The organism is Actinomadura sp. 1N219 (genome assembly GCF_044326405.1).
Taxonomy (GTDB): domain Bacteria; phylum Actinomycetota; class Actinomycetes; order Streptosporangiales; family Streptosporangiaceae; genus Spirillospora.
In genome coordinates this window covers 355,866-380,586 of record NZ_JBIRAY010000009.1, presented here as the reverse complement: position 1 = coordinate 380,586, position 24,721 = coordinate 355,866, and the positions used below count along the sequence as shown (strand labels likewise).

General features: G+C 70.1%; 26 protein-coding genes. 18 read left to right on the top strand and 8 right to left on the bottom strand.

Translation table 11 applies throughout. The annotated features are described in order from the left end of the window. The first annotated feature begins 268 nt into the window (after positions 1-268). The 6 genes from ACH35V_RS26985 to ACH35V_RS26960 all read left to right on the top strand — a co-directional run bounded on the left by ACH35V_RS26985 (position 269) and on the right by ACH35V_RS26960 (position 6,027). Positions 269-931, top strand: a complete 663-nt coding sequence (locus tag ACH35V_RS26985; RefSeq protein ID WP_395976208.1) for an ATP-binding protein — start codon at positions 269-271, stop codon at positions 929-931. A gap of 42 nt (positions 932-973) precedes the next feature. Next, a complete protein-coding gene (locus ACH35V_RS26980; protein WP_395976206.1) occupies positions 974-1,339 on the top strand; it encodes a hypothetical protein in 366 nt (121 codons plus the stop codon). Between the two features lie 110 nt (positions 1,340-1,449). Further along, on the top strand, positions 1,450-4,311 hold the full coding sequence (locus ACH35V_RS26975) for a nitrate- and nitrite sensing domain-containing protein (RefSeq protein ID WP_395976204.1): 2,862 nt from the start codon (positions 1,450-1,452) through the stop codon (positions 4,309-4,311). Beyond that, positions 4,308-4,838 (top strand): roadblock/LC7 domain-containing protein, encoded by a 531-nt coding sequence (locus ACH35V_RS26970; protein WP_395976202.1) that lies wholly within the window; start codon positions 4,308-4,310, stop codon positions 4,836-4,838. Before ACH35V_RS26975 ends, ACH35V_RS26970 begins: the two co-directional genes overlap by 4 nt. 6 nt (positions 4,839-4,844) lie before the next feature. After that, entirely contained in the window at positions 4,845-5,351 is a 507-nt protein-coding gene (locus ACH35V_RS26965; protein ID WP_395976200.1) for a DUF742 domain-containing protein, read from the top strand. Beyond that, positions 5,332-6,027 (top strand): GTP-binding protein, encoded by a 696-nt coding sequence (locus tag ACH35V_RS26960; RefSeq protein ID WP_395976198.1) that lies wholly within the window; start codon positions 5,332-5,334, stop codon positions 6,025-6,027. The genes ACH35V_RS26965 and ACH35V_RS26960 overlap by 20 nt, the downstream gene beginning before the upstream one ends. 18 nt (positions 6,028-6,045) lie before the next feature. Here the strand turns inward: ACH35V_RS26960 and ACH35V_RS26955 are convergent, their stop codons facing one another. Further along, positions 6,046-6,531: a helix-turn-helix domain-containing protein gene (locus ACH35V_RS26955; RefSeq protein ID WP_207934220.1), complete on the bottom strand. Its 486-nt coding sequence runs from the start codon at positions 6,529-6,531 to the stop codon at positions 6,046-6,048. A 65-nt stretch (positions 6,532-6,596) separates the two neighbouring features. On the opposite strand from ACH35V_RS26955, the gene ACH35V_RS26950 reads away from it, so the two are divergent. Then, on the top strand, positions 6,597-8,024 hold the full coding sequence (locus ACH35V_RS26950; protein ID WP_395976195.1) for an MFS transporter: 1,428 nt from the start codon (positions 6,597-6,599) through the stop codon (positions 8,022-8,024). A gap of 211 nt (positions 8,025-8,235) precedes the next feature. Further along, a complete protein-coding gene (locus ACH35V_RS26945; protein ID WP_395976193.1) occupies positions 8,236-9,066 on the top strand; it encodes a transporter substrate-binding domain-containing protein in 831 nt (276 codons plus the stop codon). Positions 9,067-9,133: 67 nt separating this feature from the next. Here the strand turns inward: ACH35V_RS26945 and ACH35V_RS26940 are convergent, their stop codons facing one another. Both ACH35V_RS26940 and ACH35V_RS26935 read right to left on the bottom strand, forming a co-directional pair. Then, complete coding sequence (locus ACH35V_RS26940; protein ID WP_395976191.1) at positions 9,134-9,538, bottom strand: hypothetical protein; 405 nt, start codon at positions 9,536-9,538, stop codon at positions 9,134-9,136. Positions 9,539-9,630: 92 nt separating this feature from the next. Then, positions 9,631-11,013 (bottom strand): protein kinase, encoded by a 1,383-nt coding sequence (locus ACH35V_RS26935; protein WP_395976306.1) that lies wholly within the window; start codon positions 11,011-11,013, stop codon positions 9,631-9,633. A 217-nt stretch (positions 11,014-11,230) separates the two neighbouring features. Here ACH35V_RS26935 and ACH35V_RS26930 point away from each other — a divergent pair, with 217 nt between their 5' ends. Then, positions 11,231-12,073 carry a DUF6338 family protein gene (locus ACH35V_RS26930; RefSeq protein WP_395976304.1) on the top strand — a complete coding sequence of 281 codons (843 nt, stop codon included), beginning with the start codon at positions 11,231-11,233 and terminating at the stop codon, positions 12,071-12,073. Positions 12,074-12,080: 7 nt separating this feature from the next. On the opposite strand, the gene ACH35V_RS26925 is transcribed toward ACH35V_RS26930, so the two are convergent. Further along, the gene (locus ACH35V_RS26925; RefSeq protein WP_395976189.1) at positions 12,081-15,818 is read right to left on the bottom strand and encodes an indolepyruvate ferredoxin oxidoreductase family protein; all 3,738 of its coding nucleotides are present in this window, start codon (positions 15,816-15,818) and stop codon (positions 12,081-12,083) included. Positions 15,819-15,920: 102 nt separating this feature from the next. Between ACH35V_RS26925 and ACH35V_RS26920 the strand changes: the two genes are divergently transcribed. From ACH35V_RS26920 to ACH35V_RS26905, 4 genes are all read left to right on the top strand, one after another. Further along, positions 15,921-16,418, top strand: coding sequence for an Lrp/AsnC family transcriptional regulator (locus ACH35V_RS26920; protein ID WP_395976187.1), 498 nt, complete (start codon positions 15,921-15,923; stop codon positions 16,416-16,418). A 143-nt stretch (positions 16,419-16,561) separates the two neighbouring features. Continuing rightward, complete coding sequence (locus ACH35V_RS26915) at positions 16,562-17,281, top strand: helix-turn-helix domain-containing protein (RefSeq protein WP_395976185.1); 720 nt, start codon at positions 16,562-16,564, stop codon at positions 17,279-17,281. A gap of 58 nt (positions 17,282-17,339) precedes the next feature. Further along, on the top strand, positions 17,340-18,155 hold the full coding sequence (locus ACH35V_RS26910; protein ID WP_395976183.1) for an alpha/beta fold hydrolase: 816 nt from the start codon (positions 17,340-17,342) through the stop codon (positions 18,153-18,155). Position 18,156: 1 nt separating this feature from the next. Continuing rightward, positions 18,157-18,720 (top strand): dihydrofolate reductase family protein, encoded by a 564-nt coding sequence (locus tag ACH35V_RS26905; protein WP_395976181.1) that lies wholly within the window; start codon positions 18,157-18,159, stop codon positions 18,718-18,720. Between the two features lie 61 nt (positions 18,721-18,781). Here the strand turns inward: ACH35V_RS26905 and ACH35V_RS26900 are convergent, their stop codons facing one another. Beyond that, positions 18,782-19,111, bottom strand: coding sequence for a hypothetical protein (locus ACH35V_RS26900; RefSeq protein ID WP_395976179.1), 330 nt, complete (start codon positions 19,109-19,111; stop codon positions 18,782-18,784). A gap of 759 nt (positions 19,112-19,870) precedes the next feature. On the opposite strand from ACH35V_RS26900, the gene ACH35V_RS26895 reads away from it, so the two are divergent. The 4 genes from ACH35V_RS26895 to ACH35V_RS26880 all read left to right on the top strand — a co-directional run bounded on the left by ACH35V_RS26895 (position 19,871) and on the right by ACH35V_RS26880 (position 22,808). Beyond that, positions 19,871-20,452 carry a hypothetical protein gene (locus ACH35V_RS26895; protein WP_395976177.1) on the top strand — a complete coding sequence of 194 codons (582 nt, stop codon included), beginning with the start codon at positions 19,871-19,873 and terminating at the stop codon, positions 20,450-20,452. An 896-nt stretch (positions 20,453-21,348) separates the two neighbouring features. Then, positions 21,349-21,690, top strand: a complete 342-nt coding sequence (locus tag ACH35V_RS26890) for an ArsR/SmtB family transcription factor (protein ID WP_395976175.1) — start codon at positions 21,349-21,351, stop codon at positions 21,688-21,690. 3 nt (positions 21,691-21,693) lie between these two features. Then, entirely contained in the window at positions 21,694-22,188 is a 495-nt protein-coding gene (locus ACH35V_RS26885; RefSeq protein WP_395976173.1) for an SRPBCC family protein, read from the top strand. Further along, entirely contained in the window at positions 22,188-22,808 is a 621-nt protein-coding gene (locus ACH35V_RS26880; RefSeq protein WP_395976171.1) for a dihydrofolate reductase family protein, read from the top strand. Before ACH35V_RS26885 ends, ACH35V_RS26880 begins: the two co-directional genes overlap by 1 nt. A gap of 50 nt (positions 22,809-22,858) precedes the next feature. On the opposite strand, the gene ACH35V_RS26875 is transcribed toward ACH35V_RS26880, so the two are convergent. The 3 genes from ACH35V_RS26875 to ACH35V_RS26865 all read right to left on the bottom strand — a co-directional run bounded on the left by ACH35V_RS26875 (position 22,859) and on the right by ACH35V_RS26865 (position 24,122). Further along, positions 22,859-23,044, bottom strand: a complete 186-nt coding sequence (locus ACH35V_RS26875) for a DUF397 domain-containing protein (protein WP_395976169.1) — start codon at positions 23,042-23,044, stop codon at positions 22,859-22,861. Between the two features lie 92 nt (positions 23,045-23,136). Then, positions 23,137-23,325: a DUF397 domain-containing protein gene (locus tag ACH35V_RS26870; RefSeq protein ID WP_395976167.1), complete on the bottom strand. Its 189-nt coding sequence runs from the start codon at positions 23,323-23,325 to the stop codon at positions 23,137-23,139. After that, complete coding sequence (locus ACH35V_RS26865; protein ID WP_395976165.1) at positions 23,313-24,122, bottom strand: Scr1 family TA system antitoxin-like transcriptional regulator; 810 nt, start codon at positions 24,120-24,122, stop codon at positions 23,313-23,315. The genes ACH35V_RS26870 and ACH35V_RS26865 overlap by 13 nt, the downstream gene beginning before the upstream one ends. Before the next feature lie 162 nt (positions 24,123-24,284). Between ACH35V_RS26865 and ACH35V_RS26860 the strand changes: the two genes are divergently transcribed. Next, positions 24,285-24,671 (top strand): ATP-binding protein, encoded by a 387-nt coding sequence (locus ACH35V_RS26860; protein WP_395976163.1) that lies wholly within the window; start codon positions 24,285-24,287, stop codon positions 24,669-24,671. The last annotated feature ends 50 nt before the right edge of the window (positions 24,672-24,721 follow it).

Here is a 24,721-nt window from a genome sequence, read left to right as displayed (position 1 = left end):
GAGACCGCTCAGACCAAGACAGTGCACAGCGTCAAGACAGCGCACGTCGTCAAGACAGCGCACGTCGTCAAGCCGGTGCACGTCGTCAAGGTCGTGCCCGCGGTCGAGACCGAGTGCACGGCGCGTCGCCGGCCCCGCGTCCTCGACCCTCGTGCCGCCGCACGCCCGAACGGCGGCGGCACACGCACCAACCCCCTAGCCCCTCCCAGCCCCGCGTCCCGGCCGGGCTGGATCCGGGCGACACGCCTTAGTCAAGGAGGCGTTCAGCATGTCGGGCGAACACCACACCATCGAACTCCCTAACACCCTGACCACCCCACCCAACGGCACAGCCCCACCGAACGACACGGCCACGTCCAGCGGCACGGCTACCCCCAACGGCGCAGCCCCGTCCAACGACACGGCTGTCCCCAACGGCACGGGCCCGTCCAACGGCGCGGCTGCGGCCAATGGCGCGAGCCATCCGCCCAGGCCGCCGATGCTGGACGATCCCGCCGAACCGGCCGCCCCGATCCTGCTGGGCGAGCTGGCGCTGCCCGCCGAGCATGAATCGGTGCCCCAGGCCCGGCGCTTCAGCCGATCCGTCACCACGGGCTCCGAGATCGGGCACGTCGGCGACGACGCGGAGGTCCTGGTCTCCGAGCTCGTCACCAACGCCGTCCGGCATGCCGCCGTCCCCGGCTCGGCGCTGTCGCTGCGGCTGCTGCGCGCCGGAACCCGGCTCCGCATCGAGGTCCACGACCAGAGCGCCGGCGTGCCGCGGACGCGGTTCGCCGACGGTGGCGGCGTCGACCTCATGGAGGAGACGGGACGGGGTTGGTTCCTCGTCGCGATCATGGCCGAGCGGCACGGCACCGATCACACGCCGTCCGGCAAGGCCGTCTGGTGCGAGGTCCGCGCCTGGCCGCGGGACGCGCGTCCCGGCCGCTGAGCCCCGCTTTTCCTCGCAACCCCGCGCAGCGATGGGAAGCACATGTCGGTTGAGAAGCACCAGTCCGTTGACTACTACCGCTCGGACGGGAGACGCGCCACCTCCGACGAGGCCCAGCGGCTTCTGCTGGACGTACGGGGACGCCTGCTGGCACAGGACGTCATCCGCGTCGGCGGCGTCGTGGTGGTCGTGTCGACCTGGTTCACCGTGATCGACCTCGGATCCGCGGCGAACGGGCGGCCGCTGCTGTGGCAGACGATCGTGTCCGATCTGTCGATGCACGCCGACGTCGGCCGGTACTCCACGCGCGAGAAGGCCGTGCACGGGCACGCCCGTGCCGTCGCGAAGATCACCGGCCGCCTGCGCGGCCTGGTCGCGCGCGCGGCCCTGGACGAGGCGCGGCCCTGACCCCATCCGCGACGAGGTCGGCGAGCCCGACGAGAGCGAAGAGCCAAGCCAGAAACCGAAAGAGCGGGCCACGGTTCGAGGCCCGTTCCCCCGCTTGAGGTTGTGATCTGATGGTTGGCGAAGGCCGGCCGGCGGACCCCTACGCGGCCGCCTCGAACAATGAGCCCCCGTACAGCGAGTCTCCCTACAGCGAGCCTTCGCACGCTGAGCCCCCATACGGCGAGTCTCCGCACCATGCGTCCGCCCGCGAGCACAGGCGAAAGCGGCCGATCCGCCTGCGGATCACGGCCCTGCTGCTGGTCCCGCTGGTCTCGCTCATCGCCCTGTGGGCGTTCGCCGCGAACATCACGGTCGGCGACGCGTCCGACAAGTTCGACTTCTCGACCACATACGAGAAGATGGGCCTTCCCGGCATCCACCTGGTGAACCAGCTCCAGGCCGAGCGGTCCCTCAGCGTCGTCGCGCTCAGCACCCGCGACGCGAAGGACAGGCAGAAGCTCGGCGCGCAGCGGGTGCGGGCCGGCGCCGTGGAGGCGTCCTTCCGCAAGACCGCGATGTCGGCCGAGGCGCGCGACGCGGCCGAACCCGAGACGAAGCGGCGCCTGGCCGTCGCGATCAAGGCGCTGGACACGCTGCCGACGCTGCGCGCCCAGGTCGACGCCGGAAGCGCCGAACCGCTCGACGTCATCAACGCCTACAGCACCGTCCTGGACGAGGTCATCAAGGTCTTCAACGGGCTGGTCACGGTCAACGACGTCGCCATCCTGACGCAGGGCCGCGCGCTGATCAGCCTCGGCAACGCCCGCGCCTACATGCTCCGCGAGGACTCGCTCGTCACCGCCGCGATGGCGCGCAACGGGCAGCTCACGCCCGCCGAGCACACCGCGTTCATCCAGTGGGCGGCCGAGGGGCGACGCGAGTTCGACGCCGGGCTCGCCGACCTGAACGCCGAGATCCGCGGGCCGCTGGAGCAGCTCGCCGCGTCCGACGGCTTCCAGCGGTACCGCGCCGCCGAGGCCGCGATCGTCGGCGCGCGCGGCGACCGGCTGCCCGCCGCGGCGTCCGACTGGCAGGCGACCACCCAGCTGCTGTCCCAGGCGTGGGCGCAGAAGGTCACGCAGGCGAGCCTGGCGCTGAACGAGATGGCCAAGCCGATCGGGGACCGGATCATCATCCGGCTCGTCCTCGCGGCCGGGTTCGGCCTGCTCGCCGTGGTCGTCTCGGTCGTGCTGTCGCTGCTGGCGGCGCGCAGCCTGTCCCGCGAGCTGCGCGGGCTGCAGCGCGCCGCGCTGCACCTCGCCGAGGACCGGCTGCCCGCCGTGGTGGCCCGGCTGCGCCGCGGCGAGGAGGTCGACGTCGACGCCGAGGTGCCGCCGCTCGTCATCGGCAAGACCAAGGAGGTCGCCCGCGTCGGCGACGCGTTCACGCGGGTGCAGCGCACCGCCATCGACACCGCCGTCCGCGAGTCGTACCTGCGGCAGGGCATCAGCCGCGTGTTCCTCAACGTCGCGTGGCGCAACCAGTCGCTGCTGCACCGCCAGCTCCGCATGCTGGACGAGATGGAGCGCGGCGCGTCCGACCCGAAGGCACTCGAGGACCTGTTCCGCCTCGACCATCTCACCACCCGCATGCGCCGGCACGCGGAAGGCCTGGTCATCCTGTCCGGGACGGCCCCGGGCCGCGGCTGGAGCAGGCCCGTGCACGTCGAGGACGTGCTGCGCGCCGCCGTCTCCGAGGTCGAGGACTACACGCGCGTCGAGGTCGTCGTGATGTCCGGGCAGGCCGCGGTGATCGGCGAGGCCGTCGCCGACATCATCCACCTGCTCGCCGAGCTGATCGAGAACGCCACGGTGTTCTCGCCCGCGCCGACCGAGGTGCTCGTCCGCGGCGAGATGGGCGCCAACGGGTTCGCCGTGGACGTCATCGACCGCGGCATCGGCCTCGACCAGTCCGAACTCGACGCGCTGAACCTGCGCCTGTCGCGGCCGCCCGAGTTCGACCTCGCCGTCACCGACCGGCTCGGCCTGTTCGTCGTCGCCCGCCTCGCCGGACGGCACGGCATCCGGGTCGCGCTGCAGCCGTCGCTGTACGGGGGAGTCAGCGCGGTCGTGCTGATCCCGCGCGAGCTCATCGTGGACGCCGGCCAGCCCGAGGACGAGGACGGCTCCGGCCACGTCCCCGTAGCCCGCTCGGCGTCCGCCCGCGCGGAGAACGGGGCGTCCGTGCGGAACGGCTCGATGAAGTCCTGGCCCGTGCCGGAGGGGCCCGCGTCCACGGCGATGCTCAACGCGCCGACCTACGACACCGCCGCCCCCGTCAGCGCCCCTAACGACGACACCGCGCCGCCCGATGCGTCGGCCTCCCTCGCGGATCCGCCGGCGTACGACGCGGCGGCGGGGTTCAACGCGCCGCCGTCCACCGAGGACCGGCCGTCGTACGAGCGGTACGAGACCCCGCCGTCGTACGAGACCCCGCCGTCGCCGTCGTACGAACCAGCACCAGCACCGCATGAACCAGCAGCGCACGAACCACCGGCGCACGAAACCCCTCCATACGGGACGCCCCTGTACGACGCGACGCGCCCGTTCCAGGCCGCGGGCCCCCACATCCCGCCCTACGGCCACGACCCTTACGGCGGCGGGGCGGGCGCCTTCGAGTCACCCCCGTCCTTCGGCGAGGCGCAGGCACAAGCGCAAGCCCAGATGCGGGCGGGAAACGGCGGACGGACGCCGCTGCCGCGCCGGGTGCGCGGCGGCAACCTCGCTCCGCAGCTGCGCGACACCGCCCCGCAAGCCGGAGTCTTCGCCGCGGGACCCGGCTCCGCGGACGCGCCCCCCGAGGACGCGGTCGCCTCATGGGAGGCGCGTTCGGCGGAGGCGTCCCGCGACCTGTTCGCCTCGCTGCAGGCCGGATGGCTGCGCGGCAGGGACGACGACGAGGACCCGATGGACGACACGGAAGGACGATCATGAGCCGCCAGGGAGTCGCGACCGAGCTGAACTTCCTCCTGGACGATCTGGTCGACCGGGTCCCGCAGGTCCGCAAGGTCGTCGTCCTGTCGCGGGACGGGCTCGTCATGGGCATGTCCCGGGGCGTCGGCCGCGAGGACGCCGAGTACCTGGCGGCGCTCGCGGCCGGATTCCAGAGCCTTGCGACCGGGGCGCGGGCTCAGCTCGACTCCGGCGAGATCCGGCAGACCCTCGTGGAGATGGACGACGGGCTGTTCTTCGTCGTCCCCGCCGGGGCCAACAGCTGCCTGGCCCTGCTCAGCGAGGTCGGCGCGAACGCGGGCCTCGTCGCCTACGAGATGACGATGCTGGTCAAGCGCGTCGGCAGGCAGCTGTCCACGAGCGTCAGGCAAAACGGCCCAGGCCCCTCACCAGGCCCGCCACCAGGTCAGTCGCCAGGACCAGGTCAGTCGCCAGGACCAGGTCAGTCGCCAGGTCCGGGTCAGTCGCCGGGGCCGGGGCCAGGGCCGGGCGGGCCAGGGACCAGGTGACGTGCGATGGACCCCGGCGACGACGCGGCCGGCGCCCCCGATCACGGGGGCCCGGGCAGGGAACGGTGGCTGGACGCCGCCGCCGGACCCATCGTCCGTCCCTACGCGGTGACCCGCGGCCGCACGCGGGCGAACGGCGAGCCGCTGGACATCGTGGCGATCCTCGTCGCGACCGGCCGGCGGCCCGCCGATCCCGGCCGGCTGTCCCGCCACCAGCGGCGGCTGCTGGCGCTGTGCCGCCGCCCGCACGCGCTCGCCGACCTGGCCTCGGACCTCGACCTGCCGCTCGGCGTGATCAGGGTCCTGGTCGGCGATCTGCTCGACTCGGGACTCGTGGACGTCCAGCGGTGGTCCGCGCCCCTCGGCGACCCGCTCACCGGCCTGCCCGAGACGCGCCTGCCGCACGTGGGCGCACCGCACGCGAGCGCACAGGCGGGCGGCCCGCACGCGGGCGCGCCGCACACTGATCCGAACCTGCTCAGGAGGGTGCTCGATGAACTCCGCGCGCTCTGACCCCCCGACCCAGCCGGACGCTCAGCACGCGCCGGAGTCTCCGGATACGCCCGCCGGCGGACTCGCCGACGCGCCCGCTGACGGGCTCGCCGATCATGACGAACGGCTGGACGGCCCGCGCGTCGCGCTGAAGATCCTCGTCGCCGGCGGGTTCGGCGTCGGGAAGACGACGCTGGTCGGTGCGGTCAGCGAGATCCGGCCGCTGCGCACCGAGGAGGCGCTGACCGACGTCGGCGTCGGCGTGGACGACCTCGACGGCGTCGCCACCAAGACGACCACGACCGTGGCGATGGACTTCGGCCGCATCACCCTGCGCGACGGCGTCGCCATCTACCTGTTCGGGACGCCGGGCCAGGAGCGGTTCTGGTTCATGTGGAACGAGCTGTCGCGCGGAGCGCTCGGCGCTGTCGTCCTGGCGGACACGCGGCGGCTGATGGCGAGCTTCGCGTCCATCGACTACTTCGAGCAGAAGGGCACCCCGTTCGTCGTCGCCGTCAACTGCTTCGACGACGCCGAACGCTACGACCCGCCCGAGATCCGGATGGCGCTGGACATCGACCCGCACGTACCCGTCCTGCTGTGCGACGCGCGCCACACGGTGTCGGCGAAGCAGGTGCTGGTGTCGCTGGTCGAGCACGCCCTACGCCTCGCCGGCGGCTCCAGCCGCCGCCTCTGACCGCCCCCCGGCGGCCGGTCACTCCTCCTCGGGCTGGGGTGGGCGCATGATGATCTCGTCCACCCCTACGTCGTGGCCGTCCGCGCATCTGACCTGTGCCGTCACGGGCTCGCCGCAGCCGGCGTGCGTCAGCATGACCTGGCGGCCCTCCTCGCCGGGCAGGTAGGTCTCGCCCCATTCCATGAGCCCGACGAGGGTCGGCGCGAGGTCCTGGCCCATTTTCGTCAGGTGGTACTCGTAGCGCGTCCGCTGGCCGGGCTCCTGGTAGGGCTCCCGGCTGAGCAGGCCGGCGTCGACGAGGTGGCGCAGGCGTGCGGTCACGGCCGATTCGGTCATCTCCAGATTGCGGACGAAGTCGCCGAACCGGTTGGTCCCGAAGTAGGCCTCGCTGAGGACGAGCACCGCCGACGGCGGGCCCAGCGCGGCCAGCGTCCTCGCGACCGGGCAGTTCTGCATCGACCAGCTGTCACGGTCGGCGAAGTGCCCCTCAAGTGCGATTGTCACCCGTCCACTATAAACCTGCTGACTTCGCTTGACCAAAGTCAGGCCGCTCGCTAGCCTCCCTGACTATGGTGGAACAAAGTCAGGTGCGCTCCCGGCCGGTGCTCGCGGTGCTCTCCGTCGCCTCCTTCATGGCGGGCCTCGACCTGTTCATCGTCAACGTCGCGTTCAACGACATCGGACGCGACTTCCCCGGCCAGTCGATGGCCGACCTGTCCTGGGTGCTCAACGGGTACGCGATCGTGTTCGCCGCGCTGCTCGTCCCGCTCGGACGCCTCGCCGACCGCTACGGCCGCAAGCCCGGCCTCATCGCCGGGCTCCTCGTCTTCACGCTCGCCTCCCAGGCGTGCGCCGTCGCGCCGTCGCTGTGGTGGCTCGTCGGGTTCCGCGTCCTCCAGGCCGCCGGCGCCGCCGCGCTCATCCCCACCAGCCTCGGGCTCCTGCTGTCGGCCTATCCGGCCGCCCGCCGCGCCGGCGCGGTGCGGATCTGGTCCGCGTCCGCCGCGCTCGCCGCCGCGGCCGGCCCCGCGGTCGGCGGCGTCCTGGTGGACGTCTCCTGGCGCTGGGTCTTCGAGGTCAACATCCCGATCGGGATCGCGGTGACGCTGCTCGCGCTCCGCTTCGTCCCCGACTCCCGCGACGGCGCCGCCGCCCGCGTCCCCGACCTGCCGGGCACCGCCGTCCTCACCCTCGCCATCGCGCTCCTCGCCCTCGGCCTCGTGAAGATCAACGACTGGCCGGGCGAGCGGACCACGGTCGTCATCGCCGCCGCGCTCCTCGGCCTCGCCTGGTTCTGGCTCCGCTCCCTGCGCCACCCCGCGCCGGTGATCGAGCCGTCCCTCCTCGCCGTCCGGACGTTCTCCTGGTCGAACGCGACGATCCTGCTGTTCACCGTCGCGTTCGCCGCCAACCTCCTGCTCGGCGTCCTCTGGATGCAGCAGATCTGGCACTACTCGCCCATCCGGACCGGGCTCGCCGTCGCGCCCGGCCCGCTGATGGTCCCGATCATGGCCCTCGTCGCCGGCAGGCTCGCCGCTGCGCGCGTCCCCGCCGGTCTGATCACCGCCGTCGGGTGCATGCTCTGCGCGTTCGGCGTGGTCATGATCGCGATGAGCCTCGGCCCGGCGCCGGCCTACGCCACCGAGCTGCTGCCGGGCTGGCTCATCGGCGGGACGGGCGTCGGCCTCGCGCTCCCCACCATCCTGTCCGCGGCCGCCGTCGACCTGCCGTCCCACCGCTACGCCACCGGCAGCGCCGTCGTGAACATGAGCCGCCAGATCGGCAGCGTCCTCGGCGTCAGCCTCGCCGTCGCCGTCCTCGGCACCCCGCACGGCTACGCCGACGCGCACAACGGATACGTGAACGCCTGGCTGACGGTCGCCGGGTTCATGGCGGTCGCCGCGATCGCCGCACTTGGCATGAACCCGCGCCGCACCAGGCCGTCCTCGCCCACCGTCCCCGAGACAGAAACGGAAGTGGTCGCCGGCACCTCCTAGCCCCCCACAACCTAAGCCCCCCACAGCGCACGCCTACACGCAAACACACGCAACACGCAAAGCCCGGGGCACCGGACGAAGCCTTGACCCGGACCTCACGGCCCGGTTCGTCCGACCGCCCCGCACCACAACGGGCACCTCATCCGGAGGAGGTGCCTGTTGTGGTAGCTCTGACGCTGACCGATGCGGTCATGGCGATTATGGTTACGCCGTGAGGAATTCCGTGAAATGGTCTGCCGTCCGAATTCTGGCCGCGGGCGTCCTGGCGGGCGGGCTGCTGTCGGCGTGCGGGCAGAGCGACGACGCGTCGCTCCTCGACAAGGAGACGCTGGTGGTCGGGGTGCGGGCGGACCTGCCGGGTCTCGGCCTCCGGCGGCCGGACGGGCAGTTCGAGGGCTTCGACATCGACGTGGCGCGGTACGTGGCGGACCGGCTCGGGAAGAAGGTCCGGTTCGTCCAGGCGCTGGCGTCCGAGCGGATCACGATCCTGACGTCGGGCCGCGCCGACCTGGTCCTCGCGACGCTGTCGGTCACACCGGAGCGCAAGACGGAGATCGCGTACGCGGGGCCGTACTACATGTCGAACCAGGACGTGCTCGTCCGCTCCGACGAGCGCGGCGTCAAAGGCGTGCGGGATCTGAAGGGACGGAGATTCTGCGCGGTCGAGGGAGCCGACCCGACGAAACGGCTCCTGGCCATCAACGGGATGACGGCGCAGATCGTCCCGGCCAAGGACTACGACACCTGCATGGCCATGATCAAGGAACGCCGGGTGGACGCCATCACCACCAACGACGTGATCCTGGCCGGGCTCATCCGGCGCGAGGGCGGCGGCTTCCGGCTGGTGAACGCGCGCATCAGCGAGCAGAACACCGGGATCGGAATCCAGAAGGGCGACCCCGACGGATGCGAGGCCCTCAACCGCGCCATCACCCGGATGTACCAGGACGGGACGGCCGCCAAGCTGATGCACAAATGGTTCGACGGCAGCGGCATGGACCTGTCGATCATCGAAATCCCCCAGTTCGAGGGCTGCGTCTGACCCGGCCGTCTGATCCGTCTGATCCGTCTGTCTGATCTGTGCTGCCTGAGCTGAGTCGTCTCCGGACTCAGGTGGCGCGGTCGAGGATGAGGTGGAGTTCGTCGGCGCGGTGACCGGTGATCGCGCCTTCCCGCGTCCGGACGGCGATTCTCTGGTGGAGGAAGCTGACGTCCGCGCGCCGGTGTTCGAGCGGCGACCAAGGACGCTCCAGCATGCGCTCGATCGCGGCGGTGAGGTCGAGCCCGGCGTCGCCGCGGACGTCGCCCGCCTCGACGCCCTGACTCACGGAGAGCCGGAGCCTGACGAGCGCGTCGTGAATGCGCGTCTCGGAAGACTCCGGAGGAGACGCCGCCTGGAGGGGGAGCAGGCGGCCGGGCGGGGCGTCGCCGTCGAGCGTGTCGCCGATCCCGAGGACGAGCGCGGACGCGGCGGCGATCGTGGCGGCGACACTCGCGAGCGCCAGCCAGGGCATCCGGAACCCGCCGGCCCCGTGAACGGAGTGAACCCTGTGACTCCCGCGGAGCGGCTGCGGGTGCTCGCGTCGCCATTCGTGCTGCGCGGCCGTCATGTCTGGATCGTCGCGAGGACGCGGTTGAGTTCGGCGGCGACGTCCCGGGACAGGCCGCGCTCCCGCTGCCGGGTGACGATCTCGTCCTGCAGCAGGGCGATCCGCCGGTTCACGGCGCGCCGCTTCACCTCGCGGTCGCGGTCGGAGGCCAGGGCCTTCTCCAGGTTCGTGATCCGGTCGTTGAGGTGAACGGCGACGTCGGATCGGATCTCGCCGGAGGTGTAGCCGCGGCTCACAATGGGGCGCAGCCGTCCGAGCGCGTCGGTCACCTCGCGCGCCCCGGGTTCGCGCGGCGGCGTCCGGGAGGACTTCGCCGGGGGCTGCGGCGGGACGATGACGGGGCTGCGCGGCGCCGAAACGAGGATCGCGACGGCGGCGGTGACGGGAATGGCGACCACGAGCGCGACCGCCGCCAGACGGGCGCCCGCCGCGTGCCGACGGGGCGGGGGCGGCAGGCGGAGCGCTTTCGTCCGGTGGTCGTGGAACGGCTGCGTCGCCTGGACGGGGTCGTTCGCCAGGCCCTTCCTCGGCGCGAACACCGCATTCGTTGGCGCGAACACCGCATTCGTCGGGCCGTCGTCGTCCCGGCTTAGGAGAGCGGCGATCTCCGTCGAGGACGGCCCGTCCACGGCGGTCGCGTCGAGGCAGCGCGCGGCGATGAAGGCCGGTTCCCCGGACGTCCCGGACGGGAGGCAGGTGGAGATGATGACGCCGAGGGCGCGCACGTCGCCTGCCTGGCTTTGAGCGTCGGTGGGCAGCGCGAGCACGGCGGCCCTCCTGCGGCCGGACGCGTTGCGGTGAGGGCCGGACGCGTTGCGGGCGCTGCGCACGATCCCGCCGATCCCGGTATCGACGACCTTGACGTCGCCGCAGACGAGCATGACCTTGCCCGGATTCAGATCGCCGTGCGCCACTCCGGCCCGGTGCGCGGCGTCCAGCGCGGCGGCGATCTGCGCGCAGACGCCGAGTGTCTCCGACACGCTGAGCGGGCCTTGGCGGAGCCTTTCTGCGAGCGTCTCGCCGTCCAGGAACTCGGTCACGACGTAGGAGACGAGGCGTCCGGACGCATCGCGGGCCTGGTCGCTGTCGTAGACCGTTTCCAGCGCGGGATGCGAGAGACCGGCGGCCCGGTTGACGGCCTCCTGGAACGCGCGGCGCAGATCGGTGCGCGCGGGCGCCAGCAGTTTCACGGCGACGGGGCGTCCGAGCAGCTCGTCCCAGGCCCGCCAGACCTCCAGCGCCCCGCGAGCGCGAGGGGCTCTGTCAGCACGAGGGGCTCTGTCAGCACGAGGGGCTCTGTCAGCACGAGCGGCTCTGTCAGCACGAGTGGCTCTGTCAGCGCGAGCGGCCCTGCCGGCAGGCGAGCCGAGATGCTCCACGAGGCGGTAACGCTCCGCCAGCCGCAAGCCCGATTCCACTCGAACCAACCCTTGTCACGCTTCCAGGCCGGGCGCGTTCCCCGGCGTACCAGCTGGTACGGGCCGTCCGGCGGACGGGTTCGACCGGGCGGCGAGAACAGCGGGTGGTGATGTTGAGATTCCAGGGGGTAACTGCGAAGATTTGGGGCTCATGGCCCCCAAACGGGCAGGGGTGACGATGACCGAAATTTCTATAGTCGTGCCTATTGCTCTCCTGGCCTTGGCGGCGCTTCCGGGGCTGCATTTCGATCAGATCCGCGGTGCCGGGGAGAGGGGACGGACCGCAAACCCACGCCCGCAGTTCGCCCGCGTTGTCATCGCGGGGACGTTGATCACCACCGGTACGCTGATGGTCCTCGGCCTGCTCGGGCGGGATTCGCAACTGAGCCTGCGCCGCCTTCTCGACGAGAACGCCCCGCCGCTGAACTCCCCGCTGGTCGCGGCCTGGTCCGTCGCCTGCTTTCTCGGTTTCTCGCTGACATTGTCCGCATTTGCGGCAGTTGTCCTGACGCGGCTGGAGAACCGTCCCGGCCCCTTCCCCGCCCTGCCTCGCATGTCGACCGCCCGCGCGGACTATTCGGACCGCGAGATCGAACTCGAGATCACGCTGAACAGCGGCCAGACCTATCGCGGAATGCTGGGCGAGGAATGCGCCGCCGCCGGGCACGGCCACGGGGTCCGCTTCATCGTCCTGTACGGGCCGATCTTCCAACTCGACGGCCACGGGAAACCGCTGCCGCTGGACGCCCTGCACTGGGACCAGATGATCGTCCCGACCCGCGCGGTCACGAGCGTCCTGCTGCGTCCCATCGACGAGCAGCCCGCCGCGCCGCCGTCCGTCACGTTCAGGGGCGTCGCGTCACGCCATTCCGCGCCCCGCACGAACCTGACCGACCAGCTCAAGACCCTGATCGAGCGCTGCTACGAGGGCCGCCTGGCACCCCGCGCCCTGGCCAAGGTCCTCGCTGTGCAGATCGTCCTCATCGCGCTGGTCGGCGCCCTGTCCAGCGCCTTCTCCTAGCCTCGCGCTAGACGACCGCCGGGGAGGGCTCGGAGCGCCAAGCGGTCAGCAGTTCGCGAAGGCGCTCCTCGTAGCGGACGATGTTCGCGGTCTTGACGTCCTCATAGCCGCGAATCATGTCGGGCAACTCCGCAATCCGCACGGCCAGCTCAAACTTCGCCTGCCCAACACCGTCCAGCCCGGCACCGCCGTCCAGCCCGGCACCGCTCTCCAGCCCGGCACCGTTCATCCCAGCACCGTTCATCCCGGCGCGGTCCAGCCCGGCGCGGTCCAGCCCGGGGTCGTCCAGATCGGTGTCGTCCAGACCGGCGACCAGCTCGTTGACGACGGCGACGTAGACGGTGATGAGGCGGCGTTCGGCGCGGCGCTGCGCCGTCATCCCGAACGGGTCGAAGGGGGTGCCGCGCAGCCGCCGCATCGCGCGCAGCGCGTGGAACGCGGGACCGGCCGTCCGGCCGAGCGCGATCTTCTTGTCCAGCCCGACGGCGCGGAGCAGCGGCGGGTGCAGCATGTACCGGACGGACGCGCCCGCCCCGAACTGCTCCTCCACCCGGCGGCCCAGCTCGGGGTCGAGATGCAGGCGGGCCACCTCGTACTCGTCCTTGTAGGCCATCAGCTTGTACAGGTTGCGCGCGACGGCGACCGCGAGCCGCCCCCCGCCGGCACCGGCCGCGCGCTCTGCCGCGGCGACGCGCATGACGGCGTCCAGGTACCGCTTGGCAAGCGCGAGGTTCTGGTACGCCGCGAGGTCGGGCACGCGCACCCGCAGCACACGGGCCAGCTCACCCTCCGCGCCAGACGCGTCGACCAGGCTCATCGCGGCAGGCGCCGTCCCGTCCAGCGGACGCGGCGCCGAAGCCGAGCCCGCAGCCGAGTCCGAGGCCGCAGCCGAAGCCGAAAGCGAAGAAGACGGCTCGGAAGCCGCTGCCGCCCAGCCTGGTTCGAGGACGAGGCGGCGCCCCGCGCGGAACGCCTGGACGTTCGCCTCCACCTGGACGCCGTTCAGCGCGAGCGCCTCCTCGATCGCGTCCGCCGACAGCGGCAGCAGCCCCGACTGGTACGCGGCGCCGACCACGACGAAGTTGGCCGTGGTCGTGCTGCCGAACCAGCGTTCGGCGAGGCCGAGGGCGTCGAGCGCGATGAGGCGGTCCGCGTCCGTCCGGCCGGCGATCTGCTTCACGAGGGACGCGTTCGGCGGCAGCGACGCCGCCGTGTCCGTGATCATCCGTCCCGTGGGGACCTCGCTGGTCGACACGACCGCGGCGGTGCGGGCGGGCGCGCAGCGGCGCAGGTTCGTCTCGGACGTTCCGGCCAGCGAGTCGAACACGAGGTAGGCGTCCGCGCCGCCCGCGCCGACCATTCCCGGACGGTCCCGGTGCACGTCGCCGATCCGCAGGTGCGACACGACCGCTCCCGCCTTCTGGCTCAGCCCGGTCTGGTCGAGCGCGCGGGCGTGCCGTCCGTCGAGGAGCGCCGCCATGGCCAGGACCTGGTTGACGGTCACGACACCGGTCCCGCCGATGCCGACGAGCAGGACGTCCGCCGACAGGGGCCGGACGCCCGGCTCGGCCAGCACCCCGATCTCCGGCAGCACGCCCAACTCCGGCACAGAGCCGCTTTCCGCCAGCGCACCGTTCTCCTGCAGCGCGCCGCGTTTCGGTAGTGCCGCGTGTGCTTTTTGCTTGCCCGGGACGACCGTGACGAACGAGGGGCAGTCGCCGTCCAGGCATGAGTAGTCCTTGTTGCAGGACGTCTGGTTGATCTGCGTCTTGCGTCCGAACTCCGTCTCGACCGGCTCCACGCTCAGGCAGTTCGACTTCACGCCGCAGTCGCCGCAGCCCTCGCACACCGCCTCGTTGATCAGCACGCGGGTCGGCGGATCCGGGACGAGCCCGCGCTTGCGCTTGCGCCGCGTCTCCGCCGCGCACGCCTGGTCGTACAACAGCACGGTCACGCCGGGCACCTCGCGCAGCTCCCGCTGGACGGCGTCGAGGTCGTCGCGGTGCCGGACCCGGACGCCGGGCGCCCAGTCCGTGCCGCGCGGGTAGCGGGACGGGTCGTCCGCCACCACGACGATCTTCGCGACGCCCTCGGCATGCAGCATCCGGGTGATCGCCGCCGGGTCGGAGCCGCCGTCGGCGTCCTGCCCGCCCGTCATCGCCACGGCCGCGTTGTAGAGGATCTTGAACGTGATGTTCGTGCCGGCGGCGACGGCCTGCCGGACCGCGAGGCTCCCCGAGTGGAAGAACGTCCCGTCCCCGAGGTTCTGGAACATGTGCCCGGTGTCGCTGAACGGCGCGGCCCCGACCCACATCGCGCCCTCGCCGCCCATCTGCGTCGTGCCGATGCTGCGGTCGGTGAACACGGTCATGACATGGCAGCCGATGCCGCTCGCCGCGACCGACCCGTCCGGGACGACCGTGGACCGGTTGTGCGGGCACCCCGAACAGAAGAACGGCGTGCGCGCGGGCGCGAGCAGATTCAGCGTCGGCTTGCGGGGACGCAGCACGGGATCGCGCAGATCGACATGCTCCTCTCCCACACGATCGGTGAGGAACCGGGCCAGCGCCTTGGTGATCCTGTCCGCGTCGAGGCCCCCGTCCGGCGGGACGAGCCCGGCGCCGTCCGGCCCCTTCTTCCCGTACACGGCCGGACGCTCCGCCGCGTCGTACAGGACGTCCCTCATCTGGGTCTCGACGAACGCCCGCTTCTCCTCCACCACGACGATCTCGCGGAGCCCCCGCGCGAACTCCCGGACCCGTCCGGCGTCCAGCGGATAGACCATCGCGAGCCGCAGAAGCCGGACGCCTCGCCTGGCCAGCGCCGCGTCGTCCAACCCGAGGCGGTCGAGCGCTTCGCGCAGCTCCAGGTAGGTCCGTCCGGCGGCGACCAGCCCGAGGGTCGCGTCACCGCCGCCGCCCTCGACCCGGTCTAGGCCGTTGGCCGCGACATACGCCGTCGCGGCCCGCAACCGCCCCTCCAGGACCTCCGCCTCCAGCGACGTCGTGTCCTTCAGATCGACGCCCGGCCTGCGGGTCGGCTTCCACGGACGTCCGCGCCACGCGAACTCGGGGAGGACCGGGTCGGGCACCTGCTCCGCGTCCACGGTCTCGTGCGAGTCGGCGACGTCGGTCACGACCTTGAAGCCCGTCCAGGCGCCGCTGAACCGCGACATCTCGAACCCGTGCCGTCCCAGGCGCAGCAGGTCGCCCACCGACGCGGGCACGAGCACCGGCATGAACGCCTCCGCGAGCGCCCCCTCCGTCGCGGACGGCAGCGTCGACGACTTGGCGGACGGGTCGTCGCCCACCACCGCCAGCACCCCGCCGCGCTCGGACGTGCCGAGCCAGTTCGCGTGCTTGAACGCGTCCAGCGACCGGTCGACGCCCGGTGCCTTCCCGTACCAGAGCCCGAAGACGCCCTGGTACCGCGGCCCCGGCAGATGATCGACAAGCTGCGACCCGTAGACCGCCGTCGCGGCCAGCTCCTCGTTCACCCCCGGCACGAACCGGATGTCGTGGTCCTCCAGCAGGCGCGCGTCCCGCATCAACTGCTGGTCGAGCCCGCCCAGCGGCGACCCCCGGTACCCGGACACGAACCCGGCGGTCGTCCAGCCACGCCGCGCGTCCGCGCGCCGCTGGTCGAGCAGCAGCCGGACGAGCGCGTGGACGCCGCCGATCGCGATCCGCCCCCGCTCCTGCTCAAGCCGGGCGCGGATCGGAGAAGGCGTAGCGGTGGTGCTCATGCCTGCATTGAGCCGCCCCGCTGAGCGGTATGCAAGATGAGAGCGGGACAATTAACCAGATTGCTCAAATATGGACCGATACAACCGCCGGAGCTGAGCATTGTGGCCCGACCCACCCTCCTCGACCTGCAGATACTCCGCCGCCTGGTCGAGCAGCCGCGCATCGGCGTCACCGAACTGGCCGCCAAGCTGGGCATCGCCCGCAACACCGCCCACGCCCGCGTCGAGCGGCTCGAACGCGACGGCGTCATCGGGCACCGCGGCCGCGAGGTCGACCTCGGCGCCATCGGCTTCGAGCTGACCGCGTTCGTCACCCTCGAAGTCGCGCAGGGCCGCCTCCGCGAGGCCGCCGTCGCGCTGGCCGCGATCCCGCGCGTCCTGGAGGTCCTCGGCATCACCGGCCAGGGCGACCTGCTGGTCCGCGCGGTCGCCCCGAACGGCAAGCAGCTCCACGAGGTGATCGACGCGATCCTCGCCTGCCCCGGCGTCCGCCGCAGCATCACCTCGATCGTCCTCACCCACCAGGTCCCCTTCCGCGTGGGCCCCCTCCTGGAGGACGAGGAGAAACGCGCCCGCGAACCCCGAAAACCACCCCGCTAAGCCTGAAGACCAGCCCGCTAACCCCGAAACCAGCCCGCTAACCCCGAAACCAGCCCGCTAAGCCCGACGACCCGCCCGCTAAGCCCGGAGACCACCCCGCTAGACCGCTCGATAGCCTCACTACGAGACGGAAAGGACGCCGCATGCCGATCGAAAGCGACCACCGCGATTCCGATTCGCCGTACATCGCGCGCGTCTGGCGCGGACGGACGAGCGGGCAGGAGAACATGACCTCCGTCGCGACGTCGAACTGGGAGATCGTCTTCTGGGAGTTCGAGGGCGCCGTCCACGCCGCCCTCCGGGGCCCCGAGACGACCGCGTCGACCGCGGCGATCAGCGGTGATTCGGAGGCGTTCGGGATCACGTTCGCGCACGGCACGTCGATGCCGCACCTGCCGATCGCCCGGCTCGTCGACGCCGAGGTGGAGAGCCCGTACGCCGACGGGCGCACCTTCGTCCTGCGGGGCGAGGAATGGGAGATCCCCGGCTTCGAGAGCGCGGAGGACTTCGTCCACAAGCTCGTGCGCGCGGGCGTCCTCACGCGCGACCCGCTCGTGGACGAGGTCGTGTGGGGCGGCATCGCCAAGGTCGGCGCCCGTTCCGTGCAGCGGCGCGTCGTCACCGCGACGGGCCTGACCCAGGGCGCGATCCGGCAGATCGACCGTGCCCGGCACGCCGCGGTGCTCCTCGGCGAGGGCGCGCCGTCCCTGGACGTCGTCCACAGGCTCGGCTACTACGACCAGCCGCACCTGGCGAGGTCCCTCCAGCGGTTCATCGGCCGGACGGCAACACGGCTGCAGCGGCGCGACGGCGACGAGCCCCTGTCGCTCCTGTACAAGATCGAGGGCGACGAGCGTTTCTAGGGTGGGTGCCGCCGCGTCGATCACAGCGCGGCACCGACCACGAGAAAGGTGTCACCCGATGTCCCAGGGCACCGTCACCTCGCCCGACGGCACCGCCATCGCCTACACCACGTGGGGCGGCGGCGAACCGATCGTCATCATCGACGGCGCGACCGCCCACCGCGCCACGACCCCCGAGAACGCCCAGACCGCGGAGCTGCTCGCCGGCGGTTTCCAGGTGATCAACTATGACCGCCGCGGACGCGGCGAGAGCGGCGACACCGCCCCCTACGCCGTCGAGCGCGAGATCGAGGACCTCGCCGCGATCATCGAGCAGGCGGGCGGCGGCCGTCCGGCGACGGTGTACGGCTGGTCGTCCGGGGCGCTCCTCGCCCTCCACGCGGCGCAGGCCGGCGCCCCCATCGCGCGCCTGGCCCTGTGGGAGCCGCCGGTCGTCGTCGACGACGTCCGCCCTCCGCTTCCCGCCGACTACGTCGAGCGGCTCGACGCCGCCGTCGCCGAAGGCCGCCCCGGGGACGCTGTGGCCCTGTTCATGACCGCCGCTGCCGGAGTGCCCGAAGAGGCCGTCGCCGAAATGCGCGAGAGCGACTTCTGGCCGGGACTCGAAGCGATCGCGCCGACGATTGCCTACGACGGACGGATCGTCGGAGACACCATGTCCGGCAAGCCGCTCCGCACCGCCCTATGGGACAAGGTCAACGTGCCCGTACTCGTCCTCTACGGCGACAGCACCTGGCCCGCCCTCGCCGCCGGTGCGAGAGCGGTCGCCGACCACCTGCCGACCGCCACGCTGAAAGCGATCCCGGGCGAGAACCACAGCACGACCGCGGACGTCCTCGCGCCCGCGCTGAGCGAATTCACCAGGGGAGCCTGACATGGGAAAGATCGTCGTGACCGAGTTCATCTCTATGGACGGCGTCGTGGAGGCGCCCGGCGGCGAAGACTTCAAGTATCCGAACTGGAGCTTCGAGTTCGACCGCGGCGAGGACGGCGAGCAGTTCAAGACCGACGAGGCGCTCGCGTCCGCGGCACTGCTGCTGGGCCGCGCCACCTACGACGGCTTCGCGTCCGCATGGCCGCAGTACGAAGGCGAGCTTGCCGACAAATACAACGGCATGCCGAAATACGTCGTCTCCACCACGCTAACTGACCCAGAATGGCAGAACACAACTGTCCTTTCCGGCGACCTCGCCGAGGAGGTCAACCGCCTGAAACAAGACGTCGACGGCGAGATCTCCGTGGCCGGCAGCATCCGTCTCGTCCAGGGCCTGCTCGCGCACGACCTCGTCGACGAGATCCGCCTCATGTGGTTCCCCGTGATCCTCGGCCACGGCCGCAAACTCTGGACGGACACCCCCGACAAGAGCACATGGGCCCTGACCGAATCGAAGACGTACGGCGACGGCATCCTGGTCACCACCCACCAACGCACCCGCTGATTGGCAGTGACGCTGAGCCGGCTCCGGGTGCCGTGATCGGCGAGCCCACTCCAATTGAACTTCAGGACTGCGGGCCGAGCTGATTGTGCATGGGCGTCCGATACAGCACCTCGATGTACATGATCCGACCATTGAGGACGTCCAGATTCAGCATGCCTTCCGGGGGCAGCAACGACACGCACCGATGGCCCTCGCCATACGGCTGTCCCTCCGGATGGACCGCAGCGTAAATGCTTTGGCAGTAGTCATCGCCGCAGTCGCACATCGCCACCAGCCGCACATCCCGCACAAGCAGAGCCAACTCATCTTCACCCTCACCCTCCAAGAGAGTGATCAGCTCAGCAACGAGGTCGGGAAAGGCATCACGAACAAGCGGCCGATCCAGCTCCATACCAGGAAGAATAACCGGAGCCACCCGCCACGAACGACCAGCCAAGGCACGCACAAAACCCATCCCCAGACCAGGGCCTATAGCTGTCCGCAGACCAAGGCCTACAGGTGTCCGCAGACCATGGCCTGCGGCTGTCCGCGGATGACGGCCTACGGGTGTCCGCAGACCATGGCCTGCGGCTGTCCGTTGATGACGGCCTACGGGTGTCCGCAGACCGACCTGCGGCTGGGTACCAGGCCGCCTACGCCGCCGTCCGTGTGGGCCGGGGCGCTCTCGGCGGGTCCGGCTCGCCGGTGTTCTGCTGCGAGAACTTGCGAGGCCGGGGTGGTGGACGGCCGATGACGGAAACGGGCCGCCGGTCGGGTGGGGGGCGAAGCCGGTAGGTGTAGCGCCCGTTCAAGGGATCTCGATTGATCTGGATCTGGTCGGGGTGGCTGTGTTTGAAGCGGTTGTGCCAGCTGCAGGTGAGGGTGAGCTGGTCGATGTCGGTCGGGCTCTTGCCTACGGCCCAGCCGTATGCCTTTCCGAACCACCGGCCTCGCGGGTGCGCCCTGGAGGTCGGTAGCGTCCGAACCGATGCCCGCCGATCGCGCGACATGCCAGGAGCCGAGACGGCGGGCTTCGGCGTGCCCATTTGTAGCTGGTTTCCTTGCGCCCTGGGGCGTTGGCGCGTCAGACTCATCGCCGCCGCGTGGTGGTTTGTATCAAAGGGCTCGTGACCTGCGCGGGCGCGTATGGTTCGAGAATGGGGTGGTGAGCATGAACGATCTCGATGCGCTGTCGGCTCTGTGGGAACTGCAGTGGCCAACCCCAGCAGGTGACGTTCAGATGCGGTCTGTGTGTAAAGACCGGTGGGTTCGCTTTCACAGTCTCCCGGAGTCCAAGCGATACCCCGAGGACGAGGCCGAGTACGCAATGGTGCTCGAGCGGCATCACACCCTGTTGAACGAGCTGGGGCCGAATGACAACGAGCTTTATGTGGTCACTCACGAGTGGAACGGGGACCTCGAACCGGTCGTTCGCATGAGCCAGCTCCAAGAAGTCGATCCGGACGCCCGGCGCTGGGGCAGTCACGTCCACGACGATGAGTTCCCCGATGACGTTCTCTATGAGCACCGATACATCAGCCGTCGTCCGCGCAGTCGAGAGGCCCTGGATCCCCTGCTCCGGCTGGTGGCCGACGACGTTATCGCGGGAGTCGGCCTGGCCCCACTCGACCTTCGCTGGCTCTACCATCCCTACGACGGCGGCGGAGATGTGTTCGCGCCCAACAGTGCCATCAGAGACGCCCTCAAAGCCGCGCATCCCGACTGGCTCTCCGCCCATCCCGCCGGCCTGTAACAGCTCCTGCGCCGCTCCGATCAGAAGGCTCGGAACAGGCTGAGCAGGTCCCAAGCTCGTCGGCTGTCTGCTTTGAAGCCGATGAGGTCGCCTCGATCGTCGGGGGCCGGCTTGCCCAAGAGCATGTTGTGACATTCAAAGCAGAATGCGATCTCGAAGAGAACTTGATCAGTGCTGCGGGCTCGGATGCCGAAGCCGGGTCGGAAGCACCGCATGGCGCCGCCGCTCGGCAACGCGGCGATCTGGCCAAGGATCTCGGCGGCTTCCCGATCGTCCCAGGACCCGATGATCGTTCCGGGGACGCCCGTCCAGCGGTGCCACGCCCACCATTTCGGCGGTGGACGCCCTCTCAAGGTTTATCGTGATCGAACACATAACTTCGAGAATATTGACCGATATGTGGCCTTTCGGATTTCTGCTTCGTGGTCGGGGGTGGAGGCGGCACGTGGGGCGGGTAGGCCGAGCCTGCCCGGCACCCACCTGTATGAGGGGTCGTAGAGGCTCCGAAGTCGAGGGTGGGAAGCGAGTTCCACTGCGAAGCGATGCCGGTAGTTATGGGCCATTTTTGTTGAGTCTGCCCTCACAGTTTCGGCGTTGGGCGATGTTCATGGGCCATGATGCATTGTCGATGCTTGAGTGGCTGCGGAACCTGGGAGTGTGGACGCGGGCGCGGCGGGGTGCTTCGTCGAGTCCAACCGCCATGGCTGAGAACGCCGGCGCGGGCAAGGTTGTGGTGAAGCGGGGCCGGTTCGTCGAGTTCACTGGCGCGCCCCCTGACCCGTCAATCGCGACCTGGAACCCAAGGCCTGTGCGTGGGCGGCGCGGTCGTCGTCCGGCCAAGGCCCGCCTGGTTCCCTTGGGTTGACGCATGCCGATATGGGAATATGATTGCGGGCATGGCACGAGCAGCGACGACGTCGGACGTCTTCAACGCGATCGCTGAGCCGCAGCGCCGCCAGATCCTGGTGCTGCTGCGGGCGGGGGAGCGGCCGGTGACGGAGTTGGCCCGGGAACTGGGGATGACCCAGCCGGGGGCGTCCAAACACCTGCGTGTGCTCCGGGAGGTCGGGCTGGTGCGGGACCGCAAGGCGGGTAAGCAGCGCCTGTACGGCCTTGATGCCCGCGGGCTGCGGCCGGTCCACGAGTGGACCGGCGGGTTCGAGCGGTTCTGGAACGAGAGCTTCGACCGGCTGGACGCCTACGTGCAGGACCTCAAGCAGGCAGGGCAGGAGGAATAGCTGATGAGTGCGACGGGACGAGGGGCGTCGGCGCAGTCGGTGACGGCCGACCGCGAGATCGTCATCACCCGGGTCATCGACGCCCCACCAGAGCTGGTGTTCGAGGCGTTCACCGAGGTCCGGCACCTGTCGCGGTGGTGGGGGCCGGAGGGGTTCACCACCACCACGCGGTCGTTCGAGTTCCGCGTCGGCGGGGTGTGGGACTTCGTGATGCACGGACCAGACGGCACGGACTACACCGAGTGGATCTCCTGGACCGAGATCGTCCCGGCGGAGCGGATCGCGCTGCTGCACGGTGAGTCCCGCGGCGACCCGAACGCCTTCGAGTCGGTCCTGACGTTCGCGTCCGACGGCGCGGCGACCCGGATCGAGATGCGCACGGTGTTCCCCACCAAGCAATTGCGCGACGAGGCGGTCGAGAAGTACCACGCGATCGAGGGCGGTCGGCAGACCCTGAGCAACCTGGCCGCCTACGTCACCAAGGGAGTGGAGGACTGATGGCCGGAAAAGTGTTCTTCAGCGTGTCGATGTCGCTGGACGGGTTCATCGCACCCGAGTCCAGCGCGGAGTTGATGGGACGGCAGTGGATGGAACTGCAGCGGTGGGTCTTTCCGCAGCGGTTCTTCCGGGAGAACCTGAAGCTCGGCGAGGGCGGCGAGGAGGGGCGCGACAACGACATCGTGCGGGAGACGTTCGAGCGCACTGGCGCGAGCGTGATGGGCAAGCGCATGTTCGACGCCGGCGAGCAGATGTGGCCGGAGGAGGCGCCGTTCCACACGCCGGTCTTCGTCGTGACGCACGAGAAGCGCGACCCCTGGGAGCGGCCGGGTGGAACCATCTTCCATTTCGTCAACGACGGTATCGAGTCCGCGCTCGATCGGGCCCGCGAGGCCGCCGAAGACCGTGACGTCCGCATCGCGGGCGGCGGCGAGACGATCCTGGAGTATGTGAACGCCGGCCTGATCGACGAGTTCTCGATCGCGCTGTCGCCCGTGCTGTTCGGCTCCGGAATCCGCCTGTTCGAGGGCGTGGACGCGGGCCGCGTCGCCCTGGAGCCGATCCACGCGGAACCCTCCCCGAGGGTGACGCACCTGACCTATGCCGTCCGCGAGCGATAGGCGCACCGCGGACGACACACGGCGGACGACACGGGCCGTCCAGGGTTTGGTCAGGCGTTCTTGAGGGTTTGGGCGAGGTGCTGGAGGGTCTGGGGGGTGAGGAGGAGTTTGGGACCGTCGGGGTTTTTGCTGTCGCGAATGGCGATGGTGTCGTGGATGCGTGCGATTTCGATGCACTGCCCGCCGTTAGAAGTGCTGCGGGTCGCTTTGCGCCAGGTAGCGGTGTTCAGGTCCATTTTGCTGGCCTCTTCTTGAGGGATTAGCTGGCTAGGGCCTGAGAGCTGGGTGGGACGCCCTCTCTGGTGAATGAGGGCGTCCCGGGTGTTACTTAGGCGTTTTTGATGGCTTGAGTGAGGTGGTGGAGGGTTTGGGGGGTGAGGAGGAGTTTGGGGCCGTCGGGATTTTTGCTGTCGCGGATGGCGATGGTGTTGTCGACGCGTGCGATTTCGATGCACTCGCCGCCGTTGGAGGTGCTGCGGGTTGCCTTGCGCCAGGTAGCGCCGGTCAGGTCGACCATTTTTCTTTCACCGTCCTCACTATGAGGTCCTTGGACATGCTCACCGGTAGCGCCAACGAGCGTAGTTCCTTCAACGTCCGTGACAACGTCGCCAGGTCTTCCGGCTCGCTCATGGTGAGCCCACGGGCGCCGGACTCGACATAGGCGATCTGGGTCCGGTCCGCCATTGTCGCGATCGTAATGCTTCCCGCGTTCCCACCGTGCTCGGCGCTGGCCGGGACGATCTGGATCGTGGCCAGCTCCAGGGGGATCGTGGCCAAGTGTTCGAGCTGCTCGCGCATCACCTCGGTGCTTCCGGCGGGACGGGTCAGGACGCCCTCGTCCAGGAGGAGCGAGAAGCTGGGCGGGTTCTTCTTGGTGAAGATCTCCTGCCGCCTCATGCGCGCCTCGACCGCATCGGTGTTGCCTCGGAGCAGGGCGGCGGCGTAGGCGGGGGTCTGGAACAGGCCGTGGACGACCGAGAGGCTGTAGGACTCGATCTCGTCGGCCTCAGGCTCCACGAGGTGCCAGTCGAACCAGATCGGGAAGGCGGCGTCCTTGACCAGGTCGTCGTACAGCTCCACGAGCTCGTTGTCGGCCTCCAGTTCGCGGTCCATCGTGATCGCGAACTCGCGGGTGCAGCGCGTGCGGCCGTTCTCCACCGCCCCGATGTACTGAGGCGTGACGCCCTGCCCGTTGTTCGCGCGGCGCGCGAGGCTCTCCTGCGTCCAGTTCTTCGCCTCACGGAACCGGTGGAGCCGCCGTCCGAACGCGAGCAGGGTGGGCGAGACCGTTCCCCGCTTCCTTTGCGGAGCCATGAATCCATCCTCTCTCAAGTACGGCCCAACTGACTAACAACCGACTGATCTGCATTGGGGCGACTTGCCGACTGTCGCCTGCGATTTGTCACATAGCGTAGCCCGATGATGGCTCAATGAGGTCGACATACTCGAAACTCGTTGAGAAAGGGCGGGCCGACCATGATCGATATGGGTACGGCGATGGATGCGATCTCAATCCGATCTTCCGCGCGCGCGCCGGGAGTTGCCCGGAAGTGGCTCGGAGGTGTTTTCCAAGCGTGGAGCCTGGGGGACGACTACGTCGGGCGTACGGTGGTCACCGAATTGGTGACTAACGTCTATAAGCACACCGACTCGGAACTCGTTTCCGTACGTCTTCTCTTGGAGAACCGTCATCTGGTGGTGGAAGTGGAGGACGCGTCCGGCAAGGTGCCGGTTGTGCGGGGCGAGGACGACACGGCGGAGTCGGGGCGGGGGCTGCTCATGATGTCGCTGCTCGTCCAGGACTGGGGCGTCCGGGCGCTGGGCAACGGCGGGAAGGTGACGTGGGCGCGGCTCGGCGTGTGAACGTGGGGCGCTTGCCGGGTGTGGTGTGGTGGTGGCGTGTCCGGCATGGG